Origin of the sequence: Erythrobacter sp. NAP1, assembly GCF_000152865.1 — a bacterium.
In the GTDB taxonomy this organism is placed as follows: Bacteria; Pseudomonadota; Alphaproteobacteria; order Sphingomonadales; family Sphingomonadaceae; genus Erythrobacter.
In genome coordinates, this window is record NZ_CH672390.1 from 154292 (window position 1) to 179578 (window position 25287).

Here is a 25287-nt window from a genome sequence, read left to right on the forward strand (position 1 = left end):
GCCCGTTTTGCATTCGGTTGGCTATTCGCCGCGCGCGACGCGGTCGGCCTCGTCGCTGGCAAGCTGATCGACCCGTTCGTTCTCTGTGTGCCCCGAATGGCCCTTGACCCAATGCCACGAAACTTCGTGGCGTGATGTGACGTCGATCAGATCGTGCCAAAGATCGGAGTTGCGGACCGGCTTCTTGCTCGCATTGACCCAGCCGCGCTTCTTCCAGCCGTGAACCCACTTGGTGATGCCGTCGATCACATATTTGCTGTCGGAGTAGAGGTCGACCTTGCAAGGTTCGATGAGCGCCCTCAGCCCCTCGATCGCTGCGGTGAGTTCCATGCGGTTGTTGGTTGTGTCCGCCTCACCACCGGACAACTCCTTTTCATGCTTGCCCAGCCGCAACAAAGCACCCCAGCCACCCGGCCCCGGATTCCCTTTGCAGGCGCCGTCGGTGAAAATCTCGACATGTTTCATGGGGCGGCTTTGCCCGATCATGTTGCACCTTCAAACAGCGTAGGCCCGTTTCTGTCGTAAAATTCGAGCCTTCGGACGAAATCCATCGGGTCCTTGCGTGTGACCAAAGCATCGGCAGGCGTCGAAATCCAGTCCTCTGCGCGGCTGGTCACGAACCGAATGGCCGCACCGCGTGCAAGCACTGGCAGGCATTCGCGCTCGTAGTTGCTGAGGCTGCGCACGCTTTCATAGCCCTCAATTAAGGCATCCGCGATCTCGCTGCGAAAGGTATGCCCGCCATTGTCGAAGCTCCATGCCGCATGCGTAACGGCAAGGTCGTATGCGAATGCATCGCTTGCAGAAAAATAGAAGTCGATCAGCCCACTCACGCGCTCGCCCAGCATCAGGACATTGTCCGGAAACAAGTCACAATGGACGACGCCGCCCGGCAAATCGACGGGCCACAGGGTTTCGAGCGAGGACAGGTGCTCGGCAAGGATCGAGGGAAGCGCCGGGTCAATGCCGGCCAGCGCCTTGTCGCCGCACCGTGCCGTGATCTCGTTCCATGCCGCCAACCCCATGTCGTTTGCGCGGGTTGGCTTGAAATCAGCGACGGCGAGGTGGTTCTGCGCAAGCGCCCTGCCGACTGACCTCGCCTGACCTGCCGTGGGATGATCGACCGAGACGCCGGGCAGATATTCGATCAGGGCGACAGCCTTGCCATCGAGCAAGCGGAAGTTTGCGCCGTCGGTATCGTGGATGGTTCGCGGAACCGGGCACCCCTTGGCGGCGAGGTGATCCATCAGGTCGAGGAAGAAGGGCAGGTCGGAAAGCTCGATCCGCCGCTCATACATGGTGAGGATAAAGCGTGTATTCGCGCCTGAGTTGCCTGTCGTCTCGATCAGCCAGTTGGAGTTCGAAACACCCTCGGCGATGCCTTTTGATGAAACCAGTTCACCGACGTCATAATGCGCGATGAGATCTGCAAGATCCTCTGCGCCAAGATGGGTGTAGACCGCCATGGCTAGCGAGCGCTCCCGAATATCCTATTCGGTCAGCTGACGAGGCAGCTTGAACACCATCTTCTCTTCGGTGTGCGTGATTGTTTTTTCGTGAAGCGGGCGCAGCTTGGCGAGCGCATCGACAACTTCGCGAACGAGCACTTCGGGAGCAGAAGCCCCGGCGGTGAGGCCGATAGTATCAATACCTTCAAGCCATGCCGGGTCGATCTCCTCGGCTCGCTGGATCAACTTGCCCGGCGTGCCTAGCCGCTCGGCCACTTCGACCAGCCGCAGTGAGTTCGACGAGTTGGGAGCGCCGACAACCAGGACCAGATCACAGTCATGCGCCAGTTCCTTGACCGCCGCCTGACGGTTCGAGGTTGCGTAGCAGATGTCTTCGGCCTTCGGCCCGCGAATGTTGGGATAGCGCCACTCGAGTGCGTCGATCACTTCGCGCGTATCGTCGACCGAAAGCGTGGTCTGCGTGAGGTAGGCGAGCTCTTCATCCGACTCGAATGGGAGCTTGTCGACGTCTTCGATGTTCTCGACGAGTGTCATCTGACCAGGCTCAACCTGGCCCATTGTCCCTATAACCTCCGGATGGCCCTCGTGGCCGATGAAGATGATGTGGCGACCTTTTTCCAGCTGACGCTCAGCCTGCCGGTGGACCTTCGAGACCAGCGGGCACGTTGCATCGACATAGACCATGTTGCGACGCTCTGCCTCGGCAGGGACGGACTTGGGTACGCCATGCGCGCTGAACACGACCGGTGCATCGGTTGGCACTTCGTCCAGTTCCTTGACGAAGATCGCACCCTTGGCCTTGAGCCCTTCGACCACGTATTTGTTGTGGACGATTTCATGGCGCACATAAACCGGCGCTCCATACCTCTCGAGCGCCTTCTCTACGATCTCTATCGCGCGGTCCACGCCCGCGCAAAAGCCGCGCGGGGCGGCGATCAGGAGGTTGAGCGGCTTGGCGTCGCCTGCGCCTGTCGCAGGCTTTGTATCGGGCAATGGAGCGTTCATAAGACTGCCACTAGCGCTTTGCGGCGCGGCTCGCTAGGGCAACGTGAGTTTGCTGCCTTTGGGGCAACATAAGAGGCGTGGTCCGGACGGCCGCGCGAGAGTGATAAATTTCGAGGGATCACCTGAGTATGACGTTTCGCACCCGTATCCTGCCTGCCATCGCACTCGGCGCCGCACTTGCAGGCTGCTCGAGCGAGGGCGAGCTGGTGGTCGACCAGGGCGTAGGCATTACCTCGGTGCTGACCCGTTGCCCTGCTGTTGGCATTCCCGACTACACCGGCGATGTGACAACATTCCGTGCGGCCGACCCGACGCTCGCAAATCTTGATGTGTCGGCGTCGATTACCAACCTTCGTTCGACCTGCGACGATTCGAGCGAGCGCGTTTACACCGAAGCCACCTTCGACGTCCGCGCCCGCCGCAGCGATGTGCGCGGCGCGCGAACCGTTACGCTCCCTTACTTCGTAACCGTCCTTCAGGGTGGCAGCGCAGTTGTGACAAAACGCGTGGGTGAAGTGACGTTGAGCTTTGCAGACGGTCAGGAACGCGCCCAGACGAGCGCGCGCGCTGGCTCTTTCGTGGACCGCGCGGCGGCTTCGCTTCCCGAGGACATCCGCGAACGCATCACGCGGCGACGACGGGCCGGTGACCCGGAAGCGGCGCTTGACCCGCTGGCAGCCCCCGAGGTGCGCGCGGCTATCGCCCGCACGCGTTTCGAGATGCTGATCGGCTTCCAGCTGACCGAAGACCAGCTCGCGTATAACGCCACGCGCTGATCTTTGCGTTCGCCCATACGGGCGAACTCCTCGCTAGACCTGCTTCGCTTCGCTTCGCTACGCAGCCGCTGCGGACGCCCAGTCGGGCTTGCGACGCCTCTCGCGTCGAATCCCTTGCATTGGTCCTTTGTCCCTCCTTCCCTTTGCGCTAACGGCGCATGCGAGATGACCGACATGACAACTCTTTACGCCGCTTACGCCGGCACGATCCAAACCGCGCTTCAGGCGCTCGTGGCTGACGGGACGCTGCCCGAGGGCACGTCCTTTGCCAACGTGACGCTCGAACCGCCGCGCGATCCTTCGCATGGTGACCTTGCGACAAATGCCGCGATGGTGCTGGCAAAGCCTGCCAAGACCAATCCGCGAGCATTGGCCGAAGCGATTGCGACAAAGCTCAAATCCGATCCGACCATCGTGAGCGCTGAGATCGCAGGGCCTGGCTTCCTCAATCTGCGGCTCGACCCGTCGGCGTGGTTGGGCGAGCTTGAGACCATCACCAAGCTTGGCGATGAATATGGCCGCTCCTCCATGGGCGCGGGCACGACCGTCAATGTCGAGTATGTGAGCGCGAACCCCACAGGTCCGATGCATATGGGCCACTGCCGCGGCGCGGTGGTGGGCGATGCGCTGGCGAGCCTGCTCGAACTGGCTGGGCACGAGGTGACCCGCGAGTATTACATCAACGACGCCGGCGGACAGGTCGACACGCTCGCGCGCTCGGCACACCTTCGGTATCGTGAGGCGCTCGGCGAGAATATCGGCGAGATCCCGGAAGGCTATTATCCAGGCGCCTACCTGATCCCGATCGGCGAGTATCTCGCGCAAGAAGTCGGCGAGAAATACAGGGACGCGCCTGAAGAGGAATGGCTGCCATATTTCCGCGCCGAAGCGGTCGAGAAGATGATGGATCTCATCAAATCCGATCTCGCGTTGCTGGGCATCCATCACGATGTATTCGCCTCGGAAGCCGCGCTTCATGCAGCAGGCAAGCCGGACGAAGCTGAGAAATGGCTGCGCGAACACGACCTTGTTTACGATGGCGTTCTCGAAGCGCCCAAGGGTAAGGCACCGCCGGAGGATTGGGAGCCGGTTGAACTCCCGCTGTTCCGCTCTACCAAGTTCGGAGATGACCAGGACCGCCCGATAAAAAAGTCGGACGGCAAGTGGACCTATTTCGGCGCTGACCTTGCCTACCATATGCAGAAAGCGGCCGATGCCGACGAGCTAATTGACATCTGGGGCGCGGATCACGCCGGAACGGTCAAGCGGATCAAGGCCGCCGTTGCCGCACTTTCCGAGGGGAAAGGCAAGCCAACGCCGTTCGACGTGAAGCTCGTCCAGATGGTTCAGCTGATGCGCGGCGGCGAGCCGGTGAAGATGTCCAAGCGTTCGGGCAACTTCATCACCATCGCCGATATGGTCGAGGAAGTGGGTAAGGACGTGGTGCGTTTCACCATGCTCACGCGCAAGCCCGAAGCGCAGATGGAGTTTGACTTCGCTAAGGTTGTCGAAGCCTCAAAGGACAATCCTGTCTGGTACGTCCAGTATGCTCACGCCCGGATTCAATCGACGATCCGCAAGGCGGCGGACGAGGAAGGCGTCACACCCTCTACTGATGCCTTGAACCAGCTTGGCAGCGACGAAATCGCCCTGATCCGGCGTGCGGCACAGTTCCCGCGCGAGGTGGAATCGGCAGCCAAGGCGCGCGAACCGCACCGGATCGCGTTCTACCTCTACGACCTCGCTACCGACCTCAATTCGTTCTACAGCCTCGGTAACACTGAGCCGGAAAAGCGGTTCATCCTGAAACATGATAAGGGTTTGACCGCAGCGCGCCTTTTCCTTGCCTCGGCAATCGGGCAAGTGCTGCGTAACGGTTTGCGCGTTCTTGGCGTGGAAGCCGTCGACCGAATGTAGAAGGACGCGTGTGATCAGTGATGATCGAAGCCGAATATGAAGAGATAGAGGAAGGCGACCAGCTCGACCTTTCCGACGACGACAGTCTGCCTTGGCTGGAAGCGGAGGAAGAGGACGATGCAGCCGGCGGAGTCGACACACGTCAGGTGGTCGGCTTTGCCTTGTTCATGCTTTTCCTCCTCGTCGTCATAGTCGGCAGCTTCTGGTATCTCGGAGGACGTCAAAGCGGCAGCGAACAGGTCGCCGATGGCAGCACGATCGAGGCTCCCGATACGCCTATCAAGGAACGTCCCGAAGATCCCGGTGGCAAGGAATTTGACGGCACCGGCAATGTTGCGCCTGTGGTTGGCGAAGGCGGTACACGCGAAGGCGTGATGGCGACCGACGATCCGGTCGAGAGCGGCTCTCCTGAAGAAGGCGACGAACCCGCACCTGCGACTGCGAGCGGCGTTGGTGTGCAACTTGCCGCCTATTCGTCGCGTGCACGGGCCGAGCAGGGCTGGAACGACATCACCCGGCGCACCGATGCGCTGTCCGGTTTCCGCTACCGGATCGAGGAGGGCGTGGTCGATATCGGCACTGTTTACCGGCTGCAGGCTGTCGCCTCCGACCGCGCGGCGGGCGATGCGCTTTGCGCGGCGCTCAAGGCCGATGGGATCGATTGCCAGGTCAAACCCTGATCCCAATTCCGGGTATCCGCTTCAGTCCGGCCCGATTCGGGCACTTTCTCACGAGATTTCCCCGTCAATTCACCGTTGCGGATGGTTAGTGCGCTTGCCTGATCGCACGCTCGCTGCAAGGTTTGCGCAATGATTCCGGCGATTTTCGGATGTTCTGGCCCTGAGCTAACCGAAGAGGAACGCGCGTTCTTCCGCGAGGCTGATCCTGCGGGCTACATCCTGTTTGGGCGCAATTGCGTCGACCCGGAGCAACTCCGCCGGCTGACTGACGATCTGCGCGATATTCACGGCCGTGATCGATTGCTCATTTCGATCGACCAGGAAGGTGGGCGAGTGGCTCGGTTGCGGCCTCCGCAATGGGCTGCCTATCCATCGGGTGAGGCTTTTGACAAGCTGTACAGGCTTGCCCCTGCCAGCGCGATCGAAGCGGCCAGGGCAGGCGCCAAGGCAATGGCCCTGGAACTGTCGGCGATGGGGATCACGGTAGACTACCACCCGCCGCTCGATCTTAGACAATCCGGCGCGCATGACGTCATCGGGGACCGATCGCTCGGTGCTGATCCGATGCAGGTTGCCGCAATTGGAAGGGCGATCCTCGATGGCCTCACCGCCGGCGGCGTCACGGGCTGTATCAAGCACATGCCCGGCCATGGGCGCGCAATGGTCGATTCGCACAAGGAGATGCCTCTGGTCGACGCGGGAGCAGACGCGCTCGCAGCGGACCTCGCGCCCTTCAAGAGCCTCAATAAGGCGCTGATCGGCATGACGGCGCACCTCAAGTTTCCCGTGTGGGATGCCGAAAATCCCGCCACCCTTTCCGAGGTGATTATCCGCGACATCATTCGCGATGAGATTGGCTTTGATGGGCTTCTGCTCACAGATGACATCGACATGGAGGCGCTCGAAGGGACCATCCCTGAACGCTCGGCCAGAGCGCATGCTGCAGGCTGCGATATCGTTCTGAATTGCTGGGCAAAGATGGACGACATGACGGGCATTTGCGAAGCTCTGCCTGCGATGTCCGAAGAGACAACGGCTCGCCTTGATCGCGCGCTTGAAGGCACGCATGTCGCCGATGATCTCGCTGATGAAGCAGGCGATCTTCTGGCCAAGCGCGATGCGCTTCTTGCCCTGACCGAGGAGGCGGCATGACCATTGAAACCGATGATGGCTTCATGCTCTCCGGCGATGCGGTAGGTACGGGCGAACCGACAGCCGACATGCCCGAAGGCTGGGTCGATGAAACCGGCAAGCAAGGCGCGAAACAGGGCGACGAAGCGCTCTATCTCGAGCTCGATGGATGGGAAGGGCCGCTCGATCTGCTGCTCGATCTTGCGCGGCGCCAAAAGGTGGACCTTCGCCAGATATCCATCCTCGCGCTGGTCGACCAGTACCTGACCTATATCGAGCGTGCGCAGGACCTGCGGCTTGAGCTCGCGGCGGACTATCTCGTGATGGCTGCTTGGCTGGCTTACCTGAAATCGGCGCTTCTTCTGCCCAAGGATGAGCAGGAAGACCCAAGTCCTGAAGAACTCGCACTGCGCCTGCAATTGCGGCTCCAGCGGCTTGGCGCGATGCGCGAGGCGGCGGCAAGGCTCATGGGGCGCGACAGGATCGGACGCGACATATTTGTTCGCGGCGCGCCTGAGGGGCTGCGCACCGATCGCAAGACGCTGTGGCGCTCTGATGCCTATTCGCTGATCCAGGCGTACGGACAGGTCAAGGCGCGCACGGCGCCGCGCATCTATCACGTCTCAGACCGTCCGGTCATGACGCTCGACAGCGCGCTCGACCGGGTCTCGTCCATGCTTGGCGTCACGCTCGACTGGATGGATATTCGCGACTTCCTGCCCAAACATGCCGAGCCTGCGCTGCGCAGATCGGCTTTGGCATCCAGCTTCGTTGCGGCGCTGGAACTGGCGCGACTGGGGCGCGCAGAGATTGCGCAAGAAGAGGCGTTCTCGCCGCTGCGGATCCGCAGGCTCAAGGAAGCGGCAAGCGCATGAGCGACGAGGTCGACAGCGCGCCTGACGAGATCGAACGCGGGCTAGAGGCGACCCTGTTCGCTTCCGAAGAGCCGCTGACAGTCGAACAGCTCGCAGCGCATCTGGGTGATTGCGAAAAGCCTTTGATCCGCGATCGGCTCAAGGCGCTCCAAGCGCATTACGAAATGCGAGGCGTGCGACTGGTCGAGCGTGGCAAGCGCTGGCATTTCGAAACCGCAGCCGACATGGCGCATCTTTTGCGCCGCGAGAAAGAGCAGGTTCGCCGCCTCAGCCGCGCCGCGACTGAAGTGCTAGCCATCATAGCCTACCATGAACCTGTAAGCCGGGCCGAGATCGAATCGATCCGCGGCGTTCAGACGAGCGGCGGAACACTCGACGTGCTGATGGAAGCAGGCTGGATCAAGCTCGCCGGTCGCCGCGAAGTGCCGGGTCGCCCGGTGATTTACGCGACAACTCCCGAGTTCCTTGACCATTTCGGGCTCGCGTCTCGGCGCGATTTGCCAGGGATCGACGAACTCAAGGCTGCTGGCCTCCTTGATCCGGTGGACGAGGCTTTCGAAGAAGCGATGGGGCAGACCGGTGAGGAAGCCGATAGTGAGGCGACCTCGCAAGAGGATTGCAACGCCGCACCGGAGGCCGACGAAAACGGCGAGGAATGCTCCGCTGCCGGTTGATCAAGTTTGCTGACTGGCGCAGCGCGGGCATCATCCCTATATTGGGACAGCAACATCCCCTCTAACGAGGCAATCAAGAGAGAATTCGCATGGGCGGTATCGGAATCTGGCAAATCCTCATCGTGGCGCTCGTCGTCCTTGTCCTGTTCGGACGTGGCAGAATCTCTGAAATGATGGGTGACTTTGGCAAAGGCATCTCGAGCTTCAAGAAAGGCATGAGCGAGGAGGAAAGCACAAGCTCCGCGCCAAACGCCCAGATTGAAGCGCCAGCTAAAGATGCGACCCCCGCCGACACCAAGACGAGCGAAAAGACTGACTCGGCAAGCTGAGTTCCCAACGCTCCCACGCCGCACGGAGCGGTAAAGGCTATCCATGTTCGACATCGGCGCCGCTGAACTACTGGTGATCATTATCGTCGCGGTCCTCGTGATCGGGCCGAAGGACATGCCGCATGCCATGCGCACGGCCGGTCGCTGGATCGGCAAGGTGCGCAAGGTTTCTTCACACTTCCGCACAGGCATCGATGCGATGGTCCGCGAAGCCGAGCTTGAGGACATGGAGAAGAAGTGGAAGGAGCAGAACGAGGCGATCATGAAGCGCTCCGCCGCCAGCGCTGAAGCTGCCAGTGGCGAGCCAGTGATGACCGGGCCGCCGCCAAAGCCTGAAGCTCCCAAATCTGTCTCCGCTGAAAGCGCTGCGCCAAAAGCTGCGAGCGATGCTGTCGAGGACGTCCAGCCTGAACCTGCGCCCGGCGCTACCGAGTCAAAGGACTAGAGCAGCGCGATGGCATTCGAAATCAAGGATATCGACGAAACACGCGCACCGCTGCTCGATCACCTGATCGAGCTTCGCACGCGGCTCGTCCGCTCGGTTTTCGCGCTTCTCGTCGGTTTCGGTATCTGTTTTTATTTCGCCGATCCGATCCTCGGATTTCTGGTGCAGCCATTGAAAGAGGCGTTCCCTGATGGCGAGGGACAGCTGATCTTCACGCGATTGCCGGAGATTTTCTTCGTTGAGCTCAAGGTCGGGCTGTTTGCAGGCTTTATGGTCAGCTTCCCGATCATTGCGAACCAGCTTTGGGCCTTTATCGCCCCTGGTCTTTACGCAAATGAGAAGAAGGCTTTCCTGCCCTTTCTCATTGCAACGCCTGTGTTGTTTATCGGTGGAGCGGCGCTCGCCTACTATGTGGTGATGCCCACTGCCTTCCGGTTTTTTCTTGGATTTGGAGGCGAGGCGGGCGGTCTGTCGGTCCAGGCGCTGCCCACAGCAGGCGATTATCTTAGTCTCGTCATGCAGTTCATCCTCGCCTTCGGGATCACCTTCCTGCTGCCAGTGCTGCTGATGCTGCTTCACCGCGCCGGCATTGTAACGCGGTCTCAGCTCGCTGGTGCTCGCCGTTATGTGATCGTGGGCGTGGTCGCGCTTGCCGCGATTGTTACTCCGCCTGATCCAGGTAGCCAGGTGATTCTTGCGGTGCCTTTGCTTTTGCTGTTCGAGGGTTCGCTTTTGCTCATGCGTGTGCAGGAGAGGGCGATGAAGCGGGCTGGCGGCAAGTCCGATGCTGGCGAAGCAGCGAAGGAAAAACCCGATGAAGTTGCAAGCGGCGATGATCCGAGCGTCACCGCTGACTAGGACGGTCGCAGGCCGAAAATCCCCAAATATGAACGCGCCGCCCTCTTGCGAGGGCAGCGCGCGCATTTGACCAACCAAGTGAGGAACGAGGCGGTAAAGCCCGACTAGGGGCTGACGGGATCGTCGTCATCGTCGCTCGCTGCGACGACGATGCCGACCACGGCTGCTGCACCCAGCAGACCAAGCAGCAGGGTCGGCGCACCAGCGGCAACTTCGCTTTCGCCTTCTACAGGCGCGCTGGCGCGTTCGAACGCGACCTGAGCAATGGCTGGGGATGCCGCGAGTGATGCGGCAGCGGTGGCAAGGGCCAGGGTACGAAACTTCATAAGGCGGTCTCCTTCGCGCATTGGCACCAAGCTATTGCACAGTGTGAGCAATCTCCCGTGCCGGAGCGGGTCACGATCCGATTGCAACGTGGCGGGGTATTCCAGCCTTGTTGCGGAGACGAAACCCGCACCACTTCCATTCAGGAAAGTAATGACCAGAATATGAAATAAGTGCGCGAAATCAATGCTCTACGTGTCACTACGTAGGCGTGCGGTCTGCTCCTCTCGGGAGTTTCGCCTAGTGACTAACGTGCAAAGACCCGTTCGCCCGCCAGATACACCTCGCGCACTTCGGTCTCGCGAATGTCGCTTGGCGAAGCGAGCATCGGGTCGCGATCGACGAAGATGAAGTCGGCCCGCTCGCCGACCACGAGTCGCCCGAACCGGCCATCTGCGAAACCGGCATAGGCGGCATTGGAAGTAAACCCGGCAAGAGCCTGTTCACGGCTGACCGCTTCCTGAGCGCGCCAGCCACCAAAGGGGCGGCCATTTTCGTCGGTGCGGCTGATGGCGACCGCGATGCCAGCGAAGACGTCGGCTGGTTCAACTGGCGCGTCGGACCCGAAAGCAAGCCGGCCGCCAACCTCAAGAATGCTGCGCCAAGCATAGGCTCCGCCAAGACGATCCTCTCCCAGGCGCGCCTCGGCCATGAACATGTCGCTCGTTTGGTGAAGCGGCTGCATCGAGGCGATTGTTCCGTGCTGACCGAAACGCTTAAGGTCGTCGACATCGACGATCTGAGCGTGCTCGATCCGCCAGCGTCGATCGCCCTTATAGCTTGTCGAAAGCTCCTCGATCGCAAGCAGCACGTCCTCGTTTGCGGCATCGCCAATGGCGTGAACGGCGGTCTGGAAGTTGTCCAATGCAGCGCGGCTCATGCGGTTGCGAAGTTGCGCGGGCGAGGTGATGGGAATTCCGCGTGTGTTCGGTTCGTCGGAGTATGGCTCTTTCAGCGTCGCACCGCGTGAGCCCAGCGCACCGTCGACATAGAGCTTGATACCGTTGAGGCGCAGCCTGTCCTCGTAAAGCCACGGGGTCGGGCCGGGCCCGCCAATCAGCTCCATAGCCTCGGGCGAATTGGCATAGGCCATGATGCGAATGCGCAGGTCACCACGGTCAGCCGAGCGGCGGAAGGTCATCCAGTCGACGACCGGCGTACCCATGTCGGCAACGGCGGTGATACCGTTTTGGAGCAGGCGCTGCTGTGCCATCGCGAAGGCTGCATCGCGGTCCTCGGGGCGCGGGGCAGGGACAAAGCTTCCGACAAGCGAACTTGCATTGTCGATGAAAACGCCGGTCGGATTGCCGTCTGTATCGCGGATGATGCGCCCACCTTCCGGATCTTGCGTCTCGGCGGTGATTCCCGCCTGCTCCATCGCAACGCTGTTGGCCCAGTTCGCGTGATTGTCCGCGCGCTCCAGCCAGACGGGGCGGTCGGAAACGATCGCGTCGAGTTCCGCTGCGGTGGGGAAGCGGCCAAGGCCCCACTTTTCCTGATTCCAGCCGCGCCCAAGAATCCACGGACGGCCCGGATTGGCTTCGGCAAACTCGGCCACTTTGGCGAGCGCTTCTTCGAGGCTGTTCGTGTCAGACAGGTCGAGCGTCAGCGCGGCAAAGCCGATATCCATGACGTGGACATGCGCATCGATCAGGCCCGGCAGCATCACCTGCCCTTCGCCGTCCATTGCGAACTCGATGCCATCGGGCCGATCTTCACCGCGTTCGAGCACATGGGTGATGATACCGTCATCATCGAAGACGAGGCTGGTGAAGCGCTTGACCTCCCCTTCCTCGTCGATGGTCACGCCGTCGACATTGTAGATGAGCGTGTCGGCCAGCGCGGGCGTTGCGACAAGGACAGCGCCGGCGGCGAGGAGCGTGCGGATCATGGGTATTCTCATTTCGTATCGGATGCCTTGGGATAACGCGTGACGAGAGCGCTGGTGTCGAGCCGGTTTCCACCGGCCGCCTGCACTTCGGAATAGAATTGATCGACGAGTTTTGTCACCGACATGTCGAGGCCATGCTTGCCTGCCTCTTCAAGCGCGATGGCCAGATCTTTGCGCATCCAGTCGATCGCAAAGCCGAAGTCGAACTCGCCGCTGACCATGGTGGGCCAGCGGTTCTCCATCTGCCAGCTTTGGGCCGCGCCGCCGCTGATGGCTTCGACCACTTTGTAGGTATCGACACCGGTCGCCTGCGCCAGCCGAACGCCTTCGGAAAGGCCTGCGAGAACGCCGGCGATACATACCTGGTTGATCGCCTTGGCAGTCTGGCCCGCACCCGCTTCGCCAATATGCACGATGCGCGCGGCGTAGGCCTGCATGACAGGCTGCGCCGAGGCCATCGCCTCTTCAGAACCGCCGCACATGATCGAGAGCTTTCCGTTTTCGGCCCCTGCCTGTCCGCCCGAGACGGGCGCATCGACGGCATGAAGACCCAGTCGTTCACACTCATCCGCGATGCGGCGAGCCAGACCCGGCGAAACGGACGTGTGATCGATGAAGGTGGCCCCGCGCTTCATCGCCGCGAGCACACCGTTTTCGCCGAACAGGACCGATGCCACATCATCGTCATTGCCGAGGCAGGCGAGCACCACATCCTTGCCTCTCACAGCTGTCGCCGCGTCGCTTTCGATCGGGGCAACGAGGCCCTCGTCACCCAGACGATCGCTCCATTCTTCGGCCTTTGCGAAGTTTCGATTGTAGCCGGTTGCCTCGTGCCCGGCGCGAACCAGATGGCCCCACATCGGGCCTCCCATCACACCAAGCCCGAGAAAAGCGATCCTCTTGGAAGCAGTCATGTGCGCGTGCCTAATCGCAATTCCGCGCATTGCCAATCCGTCAGCGCGGCAAAGCGCAATTGCTGTGGGAGGCAAGCAATTCTTGTCGGCAAACCTGCCAATTCGAATTGCCCTTACGGCAATGTAGGCCTACCCCTTGCGCCCATCATGAACGCGCCAGACAAAAGCATCAAAGCCACGGCCACACCGGCCGATCTCACGCTCGAAGACGTGAAAGCCGCTGCCGCACGTATCGAAGGTTCGGTGGTGAAAACGCCGATGATGCATTCGATTACGCTCTCGGAAATTACCGGCGCGGATATCTGGCTGAAGTTTGAAAACCTCCAGTTTACGGCTGCCTATAAAGAGCGCGGCGCTCTCAATGCGTTGCTGCAGCTGACCGATGAACAGCGTGAGCGCGGCGTGATCGCAGCCTCGGCGGGCAACCATTCGCAAGGGCTTTCCTATCACGGCACCCGTCTGGGTGTACCGGTCACGATTGTGATGCCCAAGACGACGCCGACGGTGAAGGTGATGCAGACCGAGAGCGTGGGCGGCAACGTCGTGCTTCACGGTGAGACTTTCGATGAAGCGAACGCCCATGCCCGCGAGCTGGAGATCGAACGAGGGCTGACATTCGTGCACCCGTTCGACGATCCGCATATTGCTGCTGGGCAGGGCACGGTCGCGCTCGAGATGCTCGAATTGAAGGACGACTTCGATTGCCTCGTCACGCCAATCGGAGGCGGCGGTCTGATCTCAGGCATGGCGACGGTCGCCAAGACGCTTAATCCCGACATTGAGATGGTCGGTGTGCAGGCGGGCCTCTTCCCAAGCATGTTCGACCGCTTCAAGGGCGAGAGCCACGATTGCGGCGGCGACACCTTGGCCGAAGGTATCGCGGTAAAGAACCCCGGCGAGTTCACCTCGCAGGTCATCAAGGAACGGGTCGACGACATCCTGCTGGTCGATGAGCCAAGCCTTGAAAAGGCAGTCTCGCTCCTGCTCCAGATCGAGAAGACGGTGGTCGAAGGTGCAGGCGCAGCAGGCTTGGCTGCCGTGCTGGAAAACCCGGAGCGTTTTGCAGGAAAGACGGTCGGCCTCGTTCTGTGCGGCGGCAATATCGATACGCGCCTGCTCGCCAACGTACTGCTGCGCGACCTTGCGCGTCAGGGCCGTCTCGCGCGTCTTCGCGTTACCTTGCAGGATCGTCCGGGCGCGCTTTTCAAGGTCATGCGCCTGTTCGACGAGCACAACGTCAATATCATTGAGATCTACCACCAGCGCATCTTCACCACCCTTCCGGCGAAGGGTCTGATCACCGATATCGAATGCGAAGCGCGCGATGCGGGGCAGGTCGAACGTCTGGTTGAGGCGCTGCGCGGCGCTAAGTACCAGGTGCAGGTGGTCGAGCTAAATTAGTCGCCGGATAGAACTGACCCAATTCGAGGCGCGCACTCGCGCACTTGTGAATCATTGCTCCGATCTTGCGCAATTCGATACTCAGTCTTGTGCAAAGTAACCCAATTTTCACTCTGATTTGTGGTTAAGGGTCTTTTACCGCGGGAACCGAAAAGGCATAAGAATGTCTTAATAAAGACATCGCTGATTCTCCATTCGTGCGGGTGATCTCCACGAGTGAACCACCGCAAGAGGACCCGCCAGACCCGTGACGGCCCCGATCCGCTTCCCCCGTTTCTTCGTGACGAGCCCAGCGCCGTGTCCCTATCTTCCGGGACGACAGGAGCGAAAGGTCTTCACTGAACTCAAGGGTGCGCATGCGGATCAGCTGAATGAGGCGCTTGGCCGGATTGGCTTTCGCCGCAGCCAGACCGTCGCTTACCGTCCCAGCTGTCTTGATTGTCAGGCATGCGTTTCGGTCCGTGTGGTCGCAAGCGAGTTCAAGGCGTCGAGCACGCAGAAACGCGATATCAAGCGCAACCGCGACCTCATCGTGACCGAGTGCCGCCCCTGGGCAACGGATGAACAGTTCGAGCTTCTGACCAAGTATCTATCGGTGCGCCATCCCGATGGCGGCATGTCGACGATGGACGAACTCGATTATGCCGATATGGTCGAGCACACGCCTGTGACCAGCACTCTGACCGAATATCGCGAACCCACAGAGAGCGGCGAACCTGGCCGCCTTGTCGGTGCCTGCCTGACCGATCGCCAGGGCGATGGCCTGTCGATGATCTATTCGTTTTACGATCCCGATCATGAGGGGCGCGCAGGGCTCGGCAATTACATCATTCTCGACCACATCCAGCGCGCTGCCCGCAGCGGCCTGCCTTATGTCTATCTCGGCTACTGGGTCGATGGCAGCCCGCGTATGCAGTACAAGGTGCGCTATCGCCCGCTTGAGCGCCTGACCCGCGAAGGGTGGCAGCGCATGAACCGCGATGAGCAAAGTCGTCTGATCGCCGCAGCCACGGCACCGCGCGACAAAAAGGCGGGAACAATCGACGGTGCTAGGGGTAAAGACGGACAACCCGTGAAATTCCCGGCGAGCTAATTTATTGCGCTTATTCCTGCTCGATCTGGCCCTCGCGGCTGGACTGACTGCATCCGGTGCTTCGGCCACCGGGCAGGAAATTGCGGCTTCGACGCAGGCAACCGGCGCGCAGACCGCGCAGGACGAACAACCCTCGCAGCCGCAAGCTGAGCCGCGTCCGCCCGCACCACCGCAGACTCCGCGAACGCTCGACGACCTCATCCCGCAAAACGCAACCACCGACGCAGAAAGCTGGGCGGCGCAAGGGTCAGGGGCGCAGCAAGGTCCGCCGCCGGTTGATGAACCGCTGGAGGACGAGGAAACACCGAGCGGTCAGATCGAAGCCGACCTTTCCTCCAGCCCTTCCGATCCGTTCAACCTTGACGCAGCTCTCGATGCGCTCGCGATCCCGGAGCCCGGGAGGCTTGAGCCGGACCCGGACCGTCCTTCCTTCGCCGAAATCGAAGCGCCCAATCTCGTCGAATTGCCTCCGCTCACCGAATACGAGATCAGCGACGAACTGACGCTCGCATTTCCCACTGACGAGGTCGATTTTCCGGAGCGCCGCGCATTCATCGATCGCTTTGTCGCGCTTTCAGCGGTCGAGGCGCTCGAATCCGATGAGGACACCGTCCCGCAACTCGCCGCGCGGGCGCGCTCTGACCAGGAATTGCTAGACCAGGTCCTGCGCACTTACGGCTATTATGATGGCGAGATCATTCGCCAGCTTTCGGGTGGCCGCCGCGGTTTCGCCGATCAGGAACGCGACGATGCGCAGCGCCCTGTCGACCTCGACCCCAGCGTGCGCTTCGATATCCTGCCGGGCCCGCGTTACTCGTTTGGCGAGATTGATCTTGGCGCGTTCGACCAGTTGGCCGACCCCGACCAGACAAAACTGCGCGACGTTTTTGCGATCCAGTCGGGCGACCCGCTTTATGCCGACCGCATTGTTGAGCGCGAGAATGCGCTGCGCGTCGCATTTGGCGAGAACGGTTATCCTTTTGCCGAGATCGACGAGCCTCGCCTGACGATCGATCACGCCCGCGATCAGGGGGATCTGGCGTTACCAGTCGAGCCGGGTGGCAAGTATGTCTTCGGCGAAATTGTCAGCGAGGACCCCGCTTTTCTCTCCTCGCGCCATCTTCAGCGCATTGCGCGCTTCGATCCGGGCGACGTCTATCAGACCAGCATGCAGTCCGACCTGCGCCGAGCGATCCTCGCAACTGGCCTGGTCTCAAGCGTTGCCATCACCCCGCGCGAGACCACCGAGCCGGAAAGCAGTGACCCGGGTGAAGTCGCCCTCGACATCGCGATGGAGCGCGCCCCCTTGCGCACGGTCTCGGGCGCGATCGGCTACGGAACCGAGGACGGCATTAAGGTTGAGGCTGGTTGGGAGCACCGCAATCTGTTCCCGCCTGAAGGTGCGCTCAGACTGCGCGGTATTCTCGGAACGCGCGAGCAGTTGGCGAGCGTCACCTATCGCCGCAACAACTTCCGCGATCGCGATCAGGTGCTCACCATCGACGCCTATGCAAGCGACATCGAGACCGAAGCGGTCGATGCGCGAACCGTCGCGCTTCGCGGGGCGTTCGAGCGGGTTTCGAACCTGCTGTTCCAGAAGCCGCTCAGCTGGCAGATCGGTGCGGAGGTGCTCTACACGGACGAACGCAACCGGATCACCAACGGCATCCAGCGCCCGCGTCAGGAATACCTGATCGGGAGCCTGTTCGGCAGCGCCACGCTTGATGCAACCGACGACCTGCTTGACCCGACAGAGGGTTTCCGTGTCACTGGATTTGCCGCTCCCGAAGTCTCGCGCACGCTCGGTGAACAGAGCTACTATGTGCGCGCCCGCGTCGACGCGAGCTACTACCAATCTGTCGGTGAACACGTCGTCGCGGCACGTTTTGCGGCCGCTTCGATCATCGGAGCAGATGCATTTGAACTCGCTCCATCGCGCAGGCTCTATTCGGGCGGCGGCGGATCGGTTCGCGGTTATGGCTTTCAGGCGATCGGCCTTCGTAACGAGTTTGGCGAACCACTAGGCGGCGGCTCGCTGCTCGAAGGCGCGGTCGAAGCACGCATCCAGACAGGTTTTCTCGATGGCGCGGTCGAGGTCGTTCCCTTCTTTGATATCGGCTCGATTTCGCGCGATGCACGCCCGAGCTTTGACGTGGTACGCGCGGGCGCAGGGATTGGGGTGCGCTACAAGACCAGCTTTGGCCCCATCCGCGTCGATGTCGGCGTGCCTTTGAACCCAACCGAGTTTGACGCGCCGGTGGTGGTCTATGTCAGTCTTGGTCAGGCCTTTTGATGGCTGACGAGGACGATCTTGTGACCGAAGCGGAGAACGAGGCACCGCAACGCAAGCGCAAGCGGCGCTGGGCCAAGCGCGCCGGCTGGGTGCTTGCGATCCTGCTCTTGCCGCTTGTCCTCATCGCGCTGTTTCTTGCAACGCCAATCGGCAAGCGCTTCGTTGCAGACCAGATTGCACAGGTTGCTCCCGCGTCCGGGCTCAGGTTTCAAGTCGGCAGGATCGAAGGCGACATCTACGGCGAATCCACCCTGCACGATGTCACGCTGCTCGACCCGCAGGGCGCTTTCCTCACGATCCCTGAAGTTGAACTGAGCTGGCGACCGCTGAGCTGGCTTTGGAGCGGCATCGACATTCGCGAGCTGACTGCGCGGCGAGGACGGCTTGAGCGTCTGCCCGAATTGCTTCCCGGCGATCCGGATGCACCTCTGCTTCCCGATTTCGATATCCGTGTCGATCAGTTCGAGATCGACAATCTAATCCTTGCTCCGGGTCTGGCGGGCGAGCGCGCGCAGCGTGTCGATTTCGAGGCGGAGATCGACATTCGTTCAGGCCGCGCGCTGGTCGATGCCGAGGGGCGCTTCGGGCCAGAGGACCGGATTGAGCTGCTGCTCGATGCCGAGCCGGATGGCGACCGGTTCGACCTCGCGCTTGATTACCGCGCCGCTGCCGATGGTCCGCTCGCCGCGCTTGCTGGATTGGACGCGGCCTACGATGCAAGGGTTGCAGGCGAGGGCACATGGACCCAGTGGCTCGGCCATGCGTTGGTGATGCGCGAAGATGGCGATGAGCGCAGCCGCGTAGCCGGGTTCCAGCTTACCAACAACGCGGGAACCTATGCCGCGCTCGGCCAGGTTTCGCCGCGCCTGCAAGGGGGCACCATTATTGCCCGCGCCCTCGGCGATGCGACCTCGCTTGCACTTTCGGGCACGCTGGAAGAGAGCGTTTTTGACGGCGAGATCGCAGCCGTCACAAGCGCGCTCGACCTGCGCGGCGACGGCGCGCTCGACCTTGCCGGGAACCGGGCAGATGAGTTCGCCGCCAATGCCCGCCTGCGCGATCCCGACTTGCTCGGCGAGACGGCCCGGTTCGAACGAGCGCGTCTCTCTGCGGTCCTCGACGGCCCATTTCGCGACCTTGTGATTGAGCATGAGCTGAGCGTCGAGACCTTGGACGTTGCAGGCACGGCAACGGTGATCGACCTCGTTCAGTCAGGGGCGGCCACATACAACGGAGAGGCATTTCTCGTGCCTCTCAATGTGGATGCACAGCGGGTCGAGACCGGTCTCGAACTGGTCGATCCGCGTCTCGTCAATGGCAACCTGACCGGGCTTCTGAGCCTTCGCGAAGGGCGGCTTGAGGCTGACAATGCCCGCCTGACATTCCCCGACCTCTTGGCGCAGCTCACACTGCGCGGCGACACCGCGCGGGGCGTCTACGCGCTCGCTGGACCGGTGACTGCGCGTGGCCTTGCCATTGATGATGTCGGGCAGGTGACCGCGCAGGCCAGGCTTGTTGCGAGGTTCGGGAGCAGTATTCCCTGGAGCGTGCGGGCTGATCTTTCCGGGCGTCTGGGCGATGTGAGAAATGCCTCGATCGCCAATCTCGCTGGCGAGGAAGTGCGCTTCGAAGGCGCGCTCGACATGGGCTCCGGCAACCCGATCGTTCTGCAAGACGTGGTGCTCGACAGCGAGCGACTCGACCTCGCGCTCGACAGCCGGATTGTGGGCGAGCGCACGTTGCTCGAAGGATCGGGTGAGCATGTCGAGTACGGCAGCTTTACCTTCGATGCCGAGATTGCGGGCGACGGGCCGCGTGCGCAGCTCGTGCTCGCCGACCCGCTCCCAGCGGCTGGGCTTACCGATGTGCGGCTCGACATCGCGCCAGAGGGTGATGGTTTTGCCATCGACGTCGCCGGCGGTTCGCTTCTCGGACCGTTCGACGGTGCGCTTGGCATCGAGCTTCCCGCCGACGCGCCAACCCGCATCGCGATCCGCAGCCTCGAGGTGTCGCGCACCAACGTAACGGGTGCGCTCGCGCTCGCGCTCGCCGATAATGGTGTCGCGGGCAATCTCGATGTCAGCGGCGGCGGGCTTGATGGCACCATCCTGCTGACGCCGAGCAACACCGGTGTGCAAGGCTTTGAGCTTGACCTCGTAGCGCGGCAAGCGCGCTTCACCGGCGATACCCCGATTGCGCTTGCCTATGCTGACATCAATGCGAGCGGGGCGTTCGATGCATCGTCCAGCCGGATTGAGGCCGATGTCGAAGGGACCGGGTTCGAGTACGGCGCGCTCAACATCGCCGCCTTCAATGCGACCGGCGAGATCGTGGACGGCAGCGGCACCATGCAGGCCTCCATCGCAGGTCGCCGCGCCGACCGTTTCGCTCTCAAGTTCGATGGCCAGTTTGCGCCCGAGCGCATCGCGGTGATCGCGCAGGGCGAGTATGGCGGGCGCCCGATCACCATGCCGCGCAGGGCCGTGCTGACCCCGCTGGAGGATGGCGGCTATCGCCTCGCGCCGACCCAGATCGGCTTTGCGCGGGGCTACACCATCCTCGAAGGCACGCTTGGCGGAGAGCGGATTTCGCTTGAAGCGAGCATGGCAAGCATGCCGCTGCGGCTCGTCGACCTTGCTGGCAGCGAGCTTGGCCTTGGCGGCAGGCTTTCGGGTGTGCTCACTTACGACCAGGTCGGCAGCGGCCCGCCGACCGGCAATGCGCGGGTGCGGATCGACGACTTCACCCGCTCGGGCCTTGTCCTGTCGTCTCGCCCAATCGACGTCTTCGCGGTCGCCAACCTTTCCCCGCGTGAGCTTGCCGTGGGCGCTCGGTTGCTCGAAGGCGAGCGGCGATTGGGAAGCCTTGAGGGCCGAGTGACCGGGCTTCGTTCCGGGGGTGACCTCGCGGATCGCATCATGCGCGGACGGCTCGACGCGGCGCTCGGCTATGAAGGGCCCGCGCAGTCGTTGTGGCGGCTTGCCGGGATCGAGACTTTCGACCTCACCGGACCCGTCACCATCGATGCGCGCGCGAAGGGCACGCTCTCCAATCCGAGCATAACCGGCGACCTCGCCAGTGACGACCTGCGCTTGCAGAGCGCGATCTCGGGCACCGATATCACCGATGTGAGCGCGCGGGGACGCTTCGCCGGGTCGCGACTGGAACTCACCCGCTTCTCCGGATCGACTAGCGGCGGCGGCTCTGTTTCGGGCAGCGGCTTTGTCGACCTTGCCGGCATGTCCGCCACCCGAGGCCCGCAGATCGACATCCGCGCTGCCGCCTCTTCTGCCCGTCTGCTCAATGGCAATGGCCTCGACGCAACGATCACTGGCCCCTTACGCATCGTCTCGGACGGCACGGGCGGCGCCATTGCGGGCCGCGTCAGCGTCGACCGAGCGAGCTGGGCGCTCGGCATCGCGGCCGAGGACATGCGGCTCCCGTCCATCGCCACGACCGAGATCAACCGCCCCGACCAAGTCGCCGCTCGCAGCACCGGGCCCACCAGCCAATGGCGCTACCTGATCGATGCCAGCACGCCGAGCCGGGTTGCGGTCGATGGCCTTGGACTCGACAGCGAATGGGGCATCGACATCGCGCTGCGCGGCACGGTCGACGACCCGCGCATGGGCGGCGAAGCGCGGCTGGTTCGGGGCGCCTATACCTTTGCCGGAACCCGCTTCGAGCTGACCGAGGGCCGGATCGAGTTCGACGCCAACGTCCCCATCGACCCGCGGCTCAATATCGAAGCGCAGGCGAGCGCCAATGGCACCGACGTCACCATCGACATCACCGGCAATGCCCAGACGCCCGAAGTCGCTTTCTCCTCCGTCCCAGCGCTGCCGGAGGAGGAGATCCTCGCCCGGCTGCTGTTTGGCGGATCGGTCACTTCGCTATCGGCCACCGATGCTATCCAGCTCGGCGCTGCGCTTGCCGCTTTGCAGGGCGGGGGCGGGGGCATCGACCCGATCGGCCAGCTACGCAATTCCATCGGTCTCGACCAGTTGCGCATCGTCTCTGCAGACCCGGCGCTTGGCCGGGGCACGGGCGTCGCGCTTGGCAAGAACCTGGGCCGCAGGGTCTATGTCGAGCTTGTCACCGACGGTCAGGGCTACAGCGCGACCCAGCTTGAGTACCGGATCACCAGCTGGCTCGCACTTCTGGGCACGGTGACGACTATCGGGCGCGACAGCGTGCTCGCCGAGATCAGCCGGGATTACTAGCCGCCCGGTTCAGCCGCTCGCGTAGAGCTTCGCCTCCTCGGCGCGTCGGCGCACCAGTCCCTTGAGCACCCGCCCGCCCGCATGCTTCCAGCGCGCGAACTCCGCGACCGCGCCAGCGTAGTCGCCTGCTTTGTGCTTCTTTGTCAGCGTCGCCTTGTGGATCGCGCCGGTGTTGTAGTGGAAGCTCACCAGCGCATCGAACTGGCCCTGCGTCGTCGGAGCGCTTCCAATCGCGTGCGCAACCTCGGCTGCGTAGCGTTCGAGATCGCGGGCGAGCCGCGCATCGCATTGATCTTGCGTCCACACGGTCGCAGGGCCGATCCGTTCTCCAAGGCCGGTCTGGTCGTCGATACCTGTCGCACCCCAGCCAATGGTCCACGGATCACCGCCCGTGCCGGGATCGGGATAGGCGCCCACGAGCCCGTCCCGGCGCAGCTGCGCGCAGCCTTCGAACTGCTTGATGAGAGCGATGCCAGCCTCGCCAATTCGGCGCGGCGACTTGCGATCGCTTCGTCGTATGTGAGGAACCGATGGACCGCATGTTACACGGTCCAGGGGAGAAAGCGCCGAAGCGTCAACGTTGCGGCCCAAAGTGTCACTTTCGCTACCAATTGTGTCACCCTGTTCACTGAGAGCGTCAGCCTGCGCGCCCGAAGTGTCACTCTTCTGGCGCTGTGCTGCATCAATCGCATCGTCGAGCGCATCGACCTCGGACTGGCGAAAACCGCGCCCACGCAAGCGACGCACGGCATCGAAGATCAGCGTGCGGTTCAGACGATAGCGCGAATAGGGTTTCTTGGCGGGCATAGGGTCGGACCTCGTGTGCTGTTGGAAAGCGAGGTCGACCTATTAGGCACAAGAGGGCCGAGTAGGAAAATGGTTTGGGCTCCGCCGCGTCGGCAAGCAGGCGAGGGTACTACTCGGAAACGAGCGCCGAAAATGCCTCGATCCGGTCGATCCGGCCCGATACTACCAACTCGTCATCGGGCATGATCAGCGTGTCTGGCGTTGCGTGGATGAAATCCTCGCCCTCGCGCTTCACGCCTACAACCGTCACATCGTGCTTCTTGCGGCATTCGCTGGTGACGAGCGGCAGGCCGATGATCGCCTGCGGCGCTTTGAGCCGGGCGATGGCGAAATGGTCGTCGAAAGCGATAAAATCGAGCAGGCGTTCGTTGACGAGATGCGCGACGCGCTCACCCATACGTTGCTCGGGGAAGACCACATGGGTTGCTCCGATCCGTTCGAGGATGCGCGCATGTTTCTGGTTGGTCGCCTTGGCCCAGATATTGGCAACGCCCAGTTCGGAAAGCGCAAGCACGGTGAGCACGCTTGCCTCGATATCGTTGCCGATCCCGACGATCGCCGCTTCGAATTCGGCAGCGCCGAGGTCCGTGAGCGTGCGCGAGTGCGAGCAATCGGCTTCGACCACCTTGGTCAGGGCCGAGGCGAAATCCTGCACGCGCGCCGGATCGGTGTCTGCGCCCATCACGTCATGGCCCATACGTTCGAGCGTTTCGGCAACGGCGCCGCCAAAGCGGCCAAGGCCAATGACGAGGACGGGGCGCTTTCCTTTAGCCGACAATCGGGTTCTCCTCTGGATAGCGGAAAGTTCGCGAACCGCTTCCCAATGCAAGCGCTGTAGCCACCGTAATGGTTCCCACGCGGCCCACAAACATCAGGACGGTGATCACGAATTGCGCACTCGGCGGCAGGTCGCCGGTGATGCCCATCGACAGGCCAACGGTCGAAAAGGCTGAGATAGTTTCGAACAGGACCCGCTCGAACGCGAGGTCGGTGATCGAGGCGATGTAGAGCGTTGCGAGGAAGATCAGCGATCCGGCCAGCACGGTAACGGCAAGCGCCTGGCGTTCGATATGCGAGCCGAAGCGGCGGTCGAAAATGCCCGAGTCGCGCTGACCGCGGATCTCGGAAACGACCACCGCGATAAGCACGACGAATGTGGTGATCTTGATGCCGCCGGCGGTGCCCGCGCTGCCGCCGCCGATGAACATGAGCAGGTAATTCACCGTGATCGTCTCATCGCGGAAACTGCCGACATCGAGGCTGTTGAAGCCCGCGGTGCGCGGCATGACCGAATGGAACGCGGCGTTGAGCGCTTTCTCGCCGAGCGCCATCGGGCCGAGCGTGTCGGGATTGCCCCATTCCATGCCGAGCATGGCAATAAACCCGGTGACGAGCAGAACCCCGGTCGCGAGCAGGGTAATCTTGGTGTGGAGCGTGTATCTCGACCATTTGAGCTTTTCGGCGCGCAAGTCCTGCATGACCGGAAAGCCGAGCGCGGTGATGATGACCGCGAGCATGATTGGCGAGAGGATGACGGGGTCGCCCTGAAAACTCATCACGCTGTCGGAAAAGCTTGAGAACCCGGCATTGTTGAACGCGCTCACCGAATGGAAAATGCCGTGCCACAGCGCCGAGCCGAGCGCGAAGTCGTGCGTGAGATGGAAGCGTGCAGTCAGGATCGCTGCGACCACTACCTCGATCACCAGCGTGATGGCGAGCACCAGCTTAATCACGGAGACCGCATCGCCGCGCTCGATCCGGTTGCGCTCGACCTGTGTTGCCATGCGCTCTCGAAGCCCAAGCCCGCGCCCGAGCATCAGCCCGAACAAGGTCGCCGCGGTCATGATCCCGAAGCCGCCGATCTGGAACAGGACGAGGATCGTGATCTGGCCGAACATTGACCAGTAGACCGGCGTGTCGACCACGATCAGCCCTGTGACCGATACGGCAGAGGTGGCGGTGAAGAAGGCTGTGAGCAGCGGCGCGGCGTTTCCATCGCTGGTCGCGACCGGTAGGGCGAGAAGCGCCGTTCCGACCAGGATCAGCGCCAGAAAAAGCAGCGGTATCAATCGGATCGGATCGCGCAGCATCGCTGACGCACTCACTCCCATTTGCTCGTCCAGTCAAGCCAATTGCGAAGATGCTTGTAAAGAGCTCTTGACTGTAAAGACCTCTTGTCAGT

At 62.1% G+C, this 25287-nt stretch carries 22 protein-coding genes; 13 read left to right on the forward strand and 9 right to left on the reverse strand.

Annotated elements, in window-relative coordinates:
* Positions 1–21 precede the first annotated feature (21 nt).
* Genes rnhA through ispH form a run of 3 tightly spaced genes read right to left on the reverse strand, consistent with a single transcriptional unit; the run spans position 22 to position 2474 of the window.
* Entirely contained in the window at positions 22–465 is a 444-nt protein-coding gene (gene rnhA, locus NAP1_RS00675) for a ribonuclease HI (protein WP_040464581.1), read from the reverse strand.
* A gap of 17 nt (positions 466–482) precedes the next feature.
* Positions 483–1466 carry a homoserine kinase gene (gene thrB, locus NAP1_RS00680; RefSeq protein ID WP_007163277.1) on the reverse strand — a complete coding sequence of 328 codons (984 nt, stop codon included), beginning with the start codon at positions 1464–1466 and terminating at the stop codon, positions 483–485.
* 24 nt (positions 1467–1490) lie between these two features.
* Positions 1491–2474, reverse strand: a complete 984-nt coding sequence (gene ispH, locus NAP1_RS00685; RefSeq protein WP_007163278.1) for a 4-hydroxy-3-methylbut-2-enyl diphosphate reductase — start codon at positions 2472–2474, stop codon at positions 1491–1493.
* 128 nt (positions 2475–2602) lie between these two features.
* Here ispH and NAP1_RS00690 point away from each other — a divergent pair, with 128 nt between their 5' ends.
* The 9 genes from NAP1_RS00690 to tatC all read left to right on the forward strand — a co-directional run bounded on the left by NAP1_RS00690 (position 2603) and on the right by tatC (position 10159).
* Entirely contained in the window at positions 2603–3250 is a 648-nt protein-coding gene (locus NAP1_RS00690) for a hypothetical protein (RefSeq protein ID WP_007163279.1), read from the forward strand.
* A 165-nt stretch (positions 3251–3415) separates the two neighbouring features.
* Positions 3416–5167 carry an arginine--tRNA ligase gene (gene argS / locus NAP1_RS00695; RefSeq protein ID WP_007163280.1) on the forward strand — a complete coding sequence of 584 codons (1752 nt, stop codon included), beginning with the start codon at positions 3416–3418 and terminating at the stop codon, positions 5165–5167.
* 20 nt (positions 5168–5187) lie between these two features.
* Entirely contained in the window at positions 5188–5847 is a 660-nt protein-coding gene (locus NAP1_RS00700) for an SPOR domain-containing protein (protein WP_007163281.1), read from the forward strand.
* A gap of 129 nt (positions 5848–5976) precedes the next feature.
* Positions 5977–6999 carry a beta-N-acetylhexosaminidase gene (gene nagZ / locus NAP1_RS00705; RefSeq protein ID WP_007163282.1) on the forward strand — a complete coding sequence of 341 codons (1023 nt, stop codon included), beginning with the start codon at positions 5977–5979 and terminating at the stop codon, positions 6997–6999.
* A 68-nt stretch (positions 7000–7067) separates the two neighbouring features.
* Positions 7068–7853 carry a ScpA family protein gene (locus tag NAP1_RS00710; RefSeq protein ID WP_040464582.1) on the forward strand — a complete coding sequence of 262 codons (786 nt, stop codon included), beginning with the start codon at positions 7068–7070 and terminating at the stop codon, positions 7851–7853.
* Positions 7850–8527: an SMC-Scp complex subunit ScpB gene (scpB, locus tag NAP1_RS00715; protein ID WP_007163284.1), complete on the forward strand. Its 678-nt coding sequence runs from the start codon at positions 7850–7852 to the stop codon at positions 8525–8527. The genes NAP1_RS00710 and scpB overlap by 4 nt, the downstream gene beginning before the upstream one ends.
* A gap of 89 nt (positions 8528–8616) precedes the next feature.
* The gene (locus NAP1_RS00720) at positions 8617–8856 is read left to right on the forward strand and encodes a twin-arginine translocase TatA/TatE family subunit (protein WP_007163285.1); all 240 of its coding nucleotides are present in this window, start codon (positions 8617–8619) and stop codon (positions 8854–8856) included.
* Between the two features lie 43 nt (positions 8857–8899).
* Complete coding sequence (gene tatB, locus NAP1_RS00725) at positions 8900–9301, forward strand: Sec-independent protein translocase protein TatB (RefSeq protein ID WP_007163286.1); 402 nt, start codon at positions 8900–8902, stop codon at positions 9299–9301.
* A 9-nt stretch (positions 9302–9310) separates the two neighbouring features.
* Positions 9311–10159 carry a twin-arginine translocase subunit TatC gene (gene tatC, locus NAP1_RS00730; protein WP_007163287.1) on the forward strand — a complete coding sequence of 283 codons (849 nt, stop codon included), beginning with the start codon at positions 9311–9313 and terminating at the stop codon, positions 10157–10159.
* A 104-nt stretch (positions 10160–10263) separates the two neighbouring features.
* On the opposite strand, the gene NAP1_RS00735 is transcribed toward tatC, so the two are convergent.
* From NAP1_RS00735 to NAP1_RS00745, 3 genes are all read right to left on the reverse strand, one after another.
* Positions 10264–10485, reverse strand: a complete 222-nt coding sequence (locus NAP1_RS00735) for a hypothetical protein (protein ID WP_040464584.1) — start codon at positions 10483–10485, stop codon at positions 10264–10266.
* 245 nt (positions 10486–10730) lie between these two features.
* On the reverse strand, positions 10731–12374 hold the full coding sequence (locus NAP1_RS00740) for an amidohydrolase (RefSeq protein ID WP_007163289.1): 1644 nt from the start codon (positions 12372–12374) through the stop codon (positions 10731–10733).
* A gap of 8 nt (positions 12375–12382) precedes the next feature.
* Complete coding sequence (locus NAP1_RS00745; RefSeq protein ID WP_007163290.1) at positions 12383–13288, reverse strand: NAD(P)-dependent oxidoreductase; 906 nt, start codon at positions 13286–13288, stop codon at positions 12383–12385.
* Between the two features lie 147 nt (positions 13289–13435).
* Here NAP1_RS00745 and NAP1_RS00750 point away from each other — a divergent pair, with 147 nt between their 5' ends.
* The 4 genes from NAP1_RS00750 to NAP1_RS00765 all read left to right on the forward strand — a co-directional run bounded on the left by NAP1_RS00750 (position 13436) and on the right by NAP1_RS00765 (position 22298).
* Positions 13436–14689 carry a threonine ammonia-lyase gene (locus tag NAP1_RS00750; RefSeq protein WP_007163291.1) on the forward strand — a complete coding sequence of 418 codons (1254 nt, stop codon included), beginning with the start codon at positions 13436–13438 and terminating at the stop codon, positions 14687–14689.
* 247 nt (positions 14690–14936) lie between these two features.
* Positions 14937–15782, forward strand: a complete 846-nt coding sequence (locus NAP1_RS00755) for an arginyltransferase (protein WP_007163292.1) — start codon at positions 14937–14939, stop codon at positions 15780–15782.
* 4 nt (positions 15783–15786) lie between these two features.
* Positions 15787–18075 carry an autotransporter assembly complex family protein gene (locus tag NAP1_RS00760; RefSeq protein ID WP_007163293.1) on the forward strand — a complete coding sequence of 763 codons (2289 nt, stop codon included), beginning with the start codon at positions 15787–15789 and terminating at the stop codon, positions 18073–18075.
* Positions 18075–22298 (forward strand): translocation/assembly module TamB domain-containing protein, encoded by a 4224-nt coding sequence (locus tag NAP1_RS00765; RefSeq protein ID WP_007163294.1) that lies wholly within the window; start codon positions 18075–18077, stop codon positions 22296–22298. Before NAP1_RS00760 ends, NAP1_RS00765 begins: the two co-directional genes overlap by 1 nt.
* A 9-nt stretch (positions 22299–22307) precedes the next feature.
* On the opposite strand, the gene NAP1_RS16185 is transcribed toward NAP1_RS00765, so the two are convergent.
* The 3 genes from NAP1_RS16185 to NAP1_RS00780 form a co-directional block, all read right to left on the reverse strand.
* Positions 22308–23105, reverse strand: a complete 798-nt coding sequence (locus NAP1_RS16185) for a lysozyme (protein WP_007163295.1) — start codon at positions 23103–23105, stop codon at positions 22308–22310.
* Between the two features lie 109 nt (positions 23106–23214).
* Complete coding sequence (locus NAP1_RS00775) at positions 23215–23883, reverse strand: TrkA family potassium uptake protein (protein WP_007163296.1); 669 nt, start codon at positions 23881–23883, stop codon at positions 23215–23217.
* The gene (locus NAP1_RS00780; RefSeq protein WP_241761157.1) at positions 23873–25210 is read right to left on the reverse strand and encodes a TrkH family potassium uptake protein; all 1338 of its coding nucleotides are present in this window, start codon (positions 25208–25210) and stop codon (positions 23873–23875) included. The genes NAP1_RS00775 and NAP1_RS00780 overlap by 11 nt, the downstream gene beginning before the upstream one ends.
* Between the last annotated feature and the right edge of the window lie 77 nt (positions 25211–25287).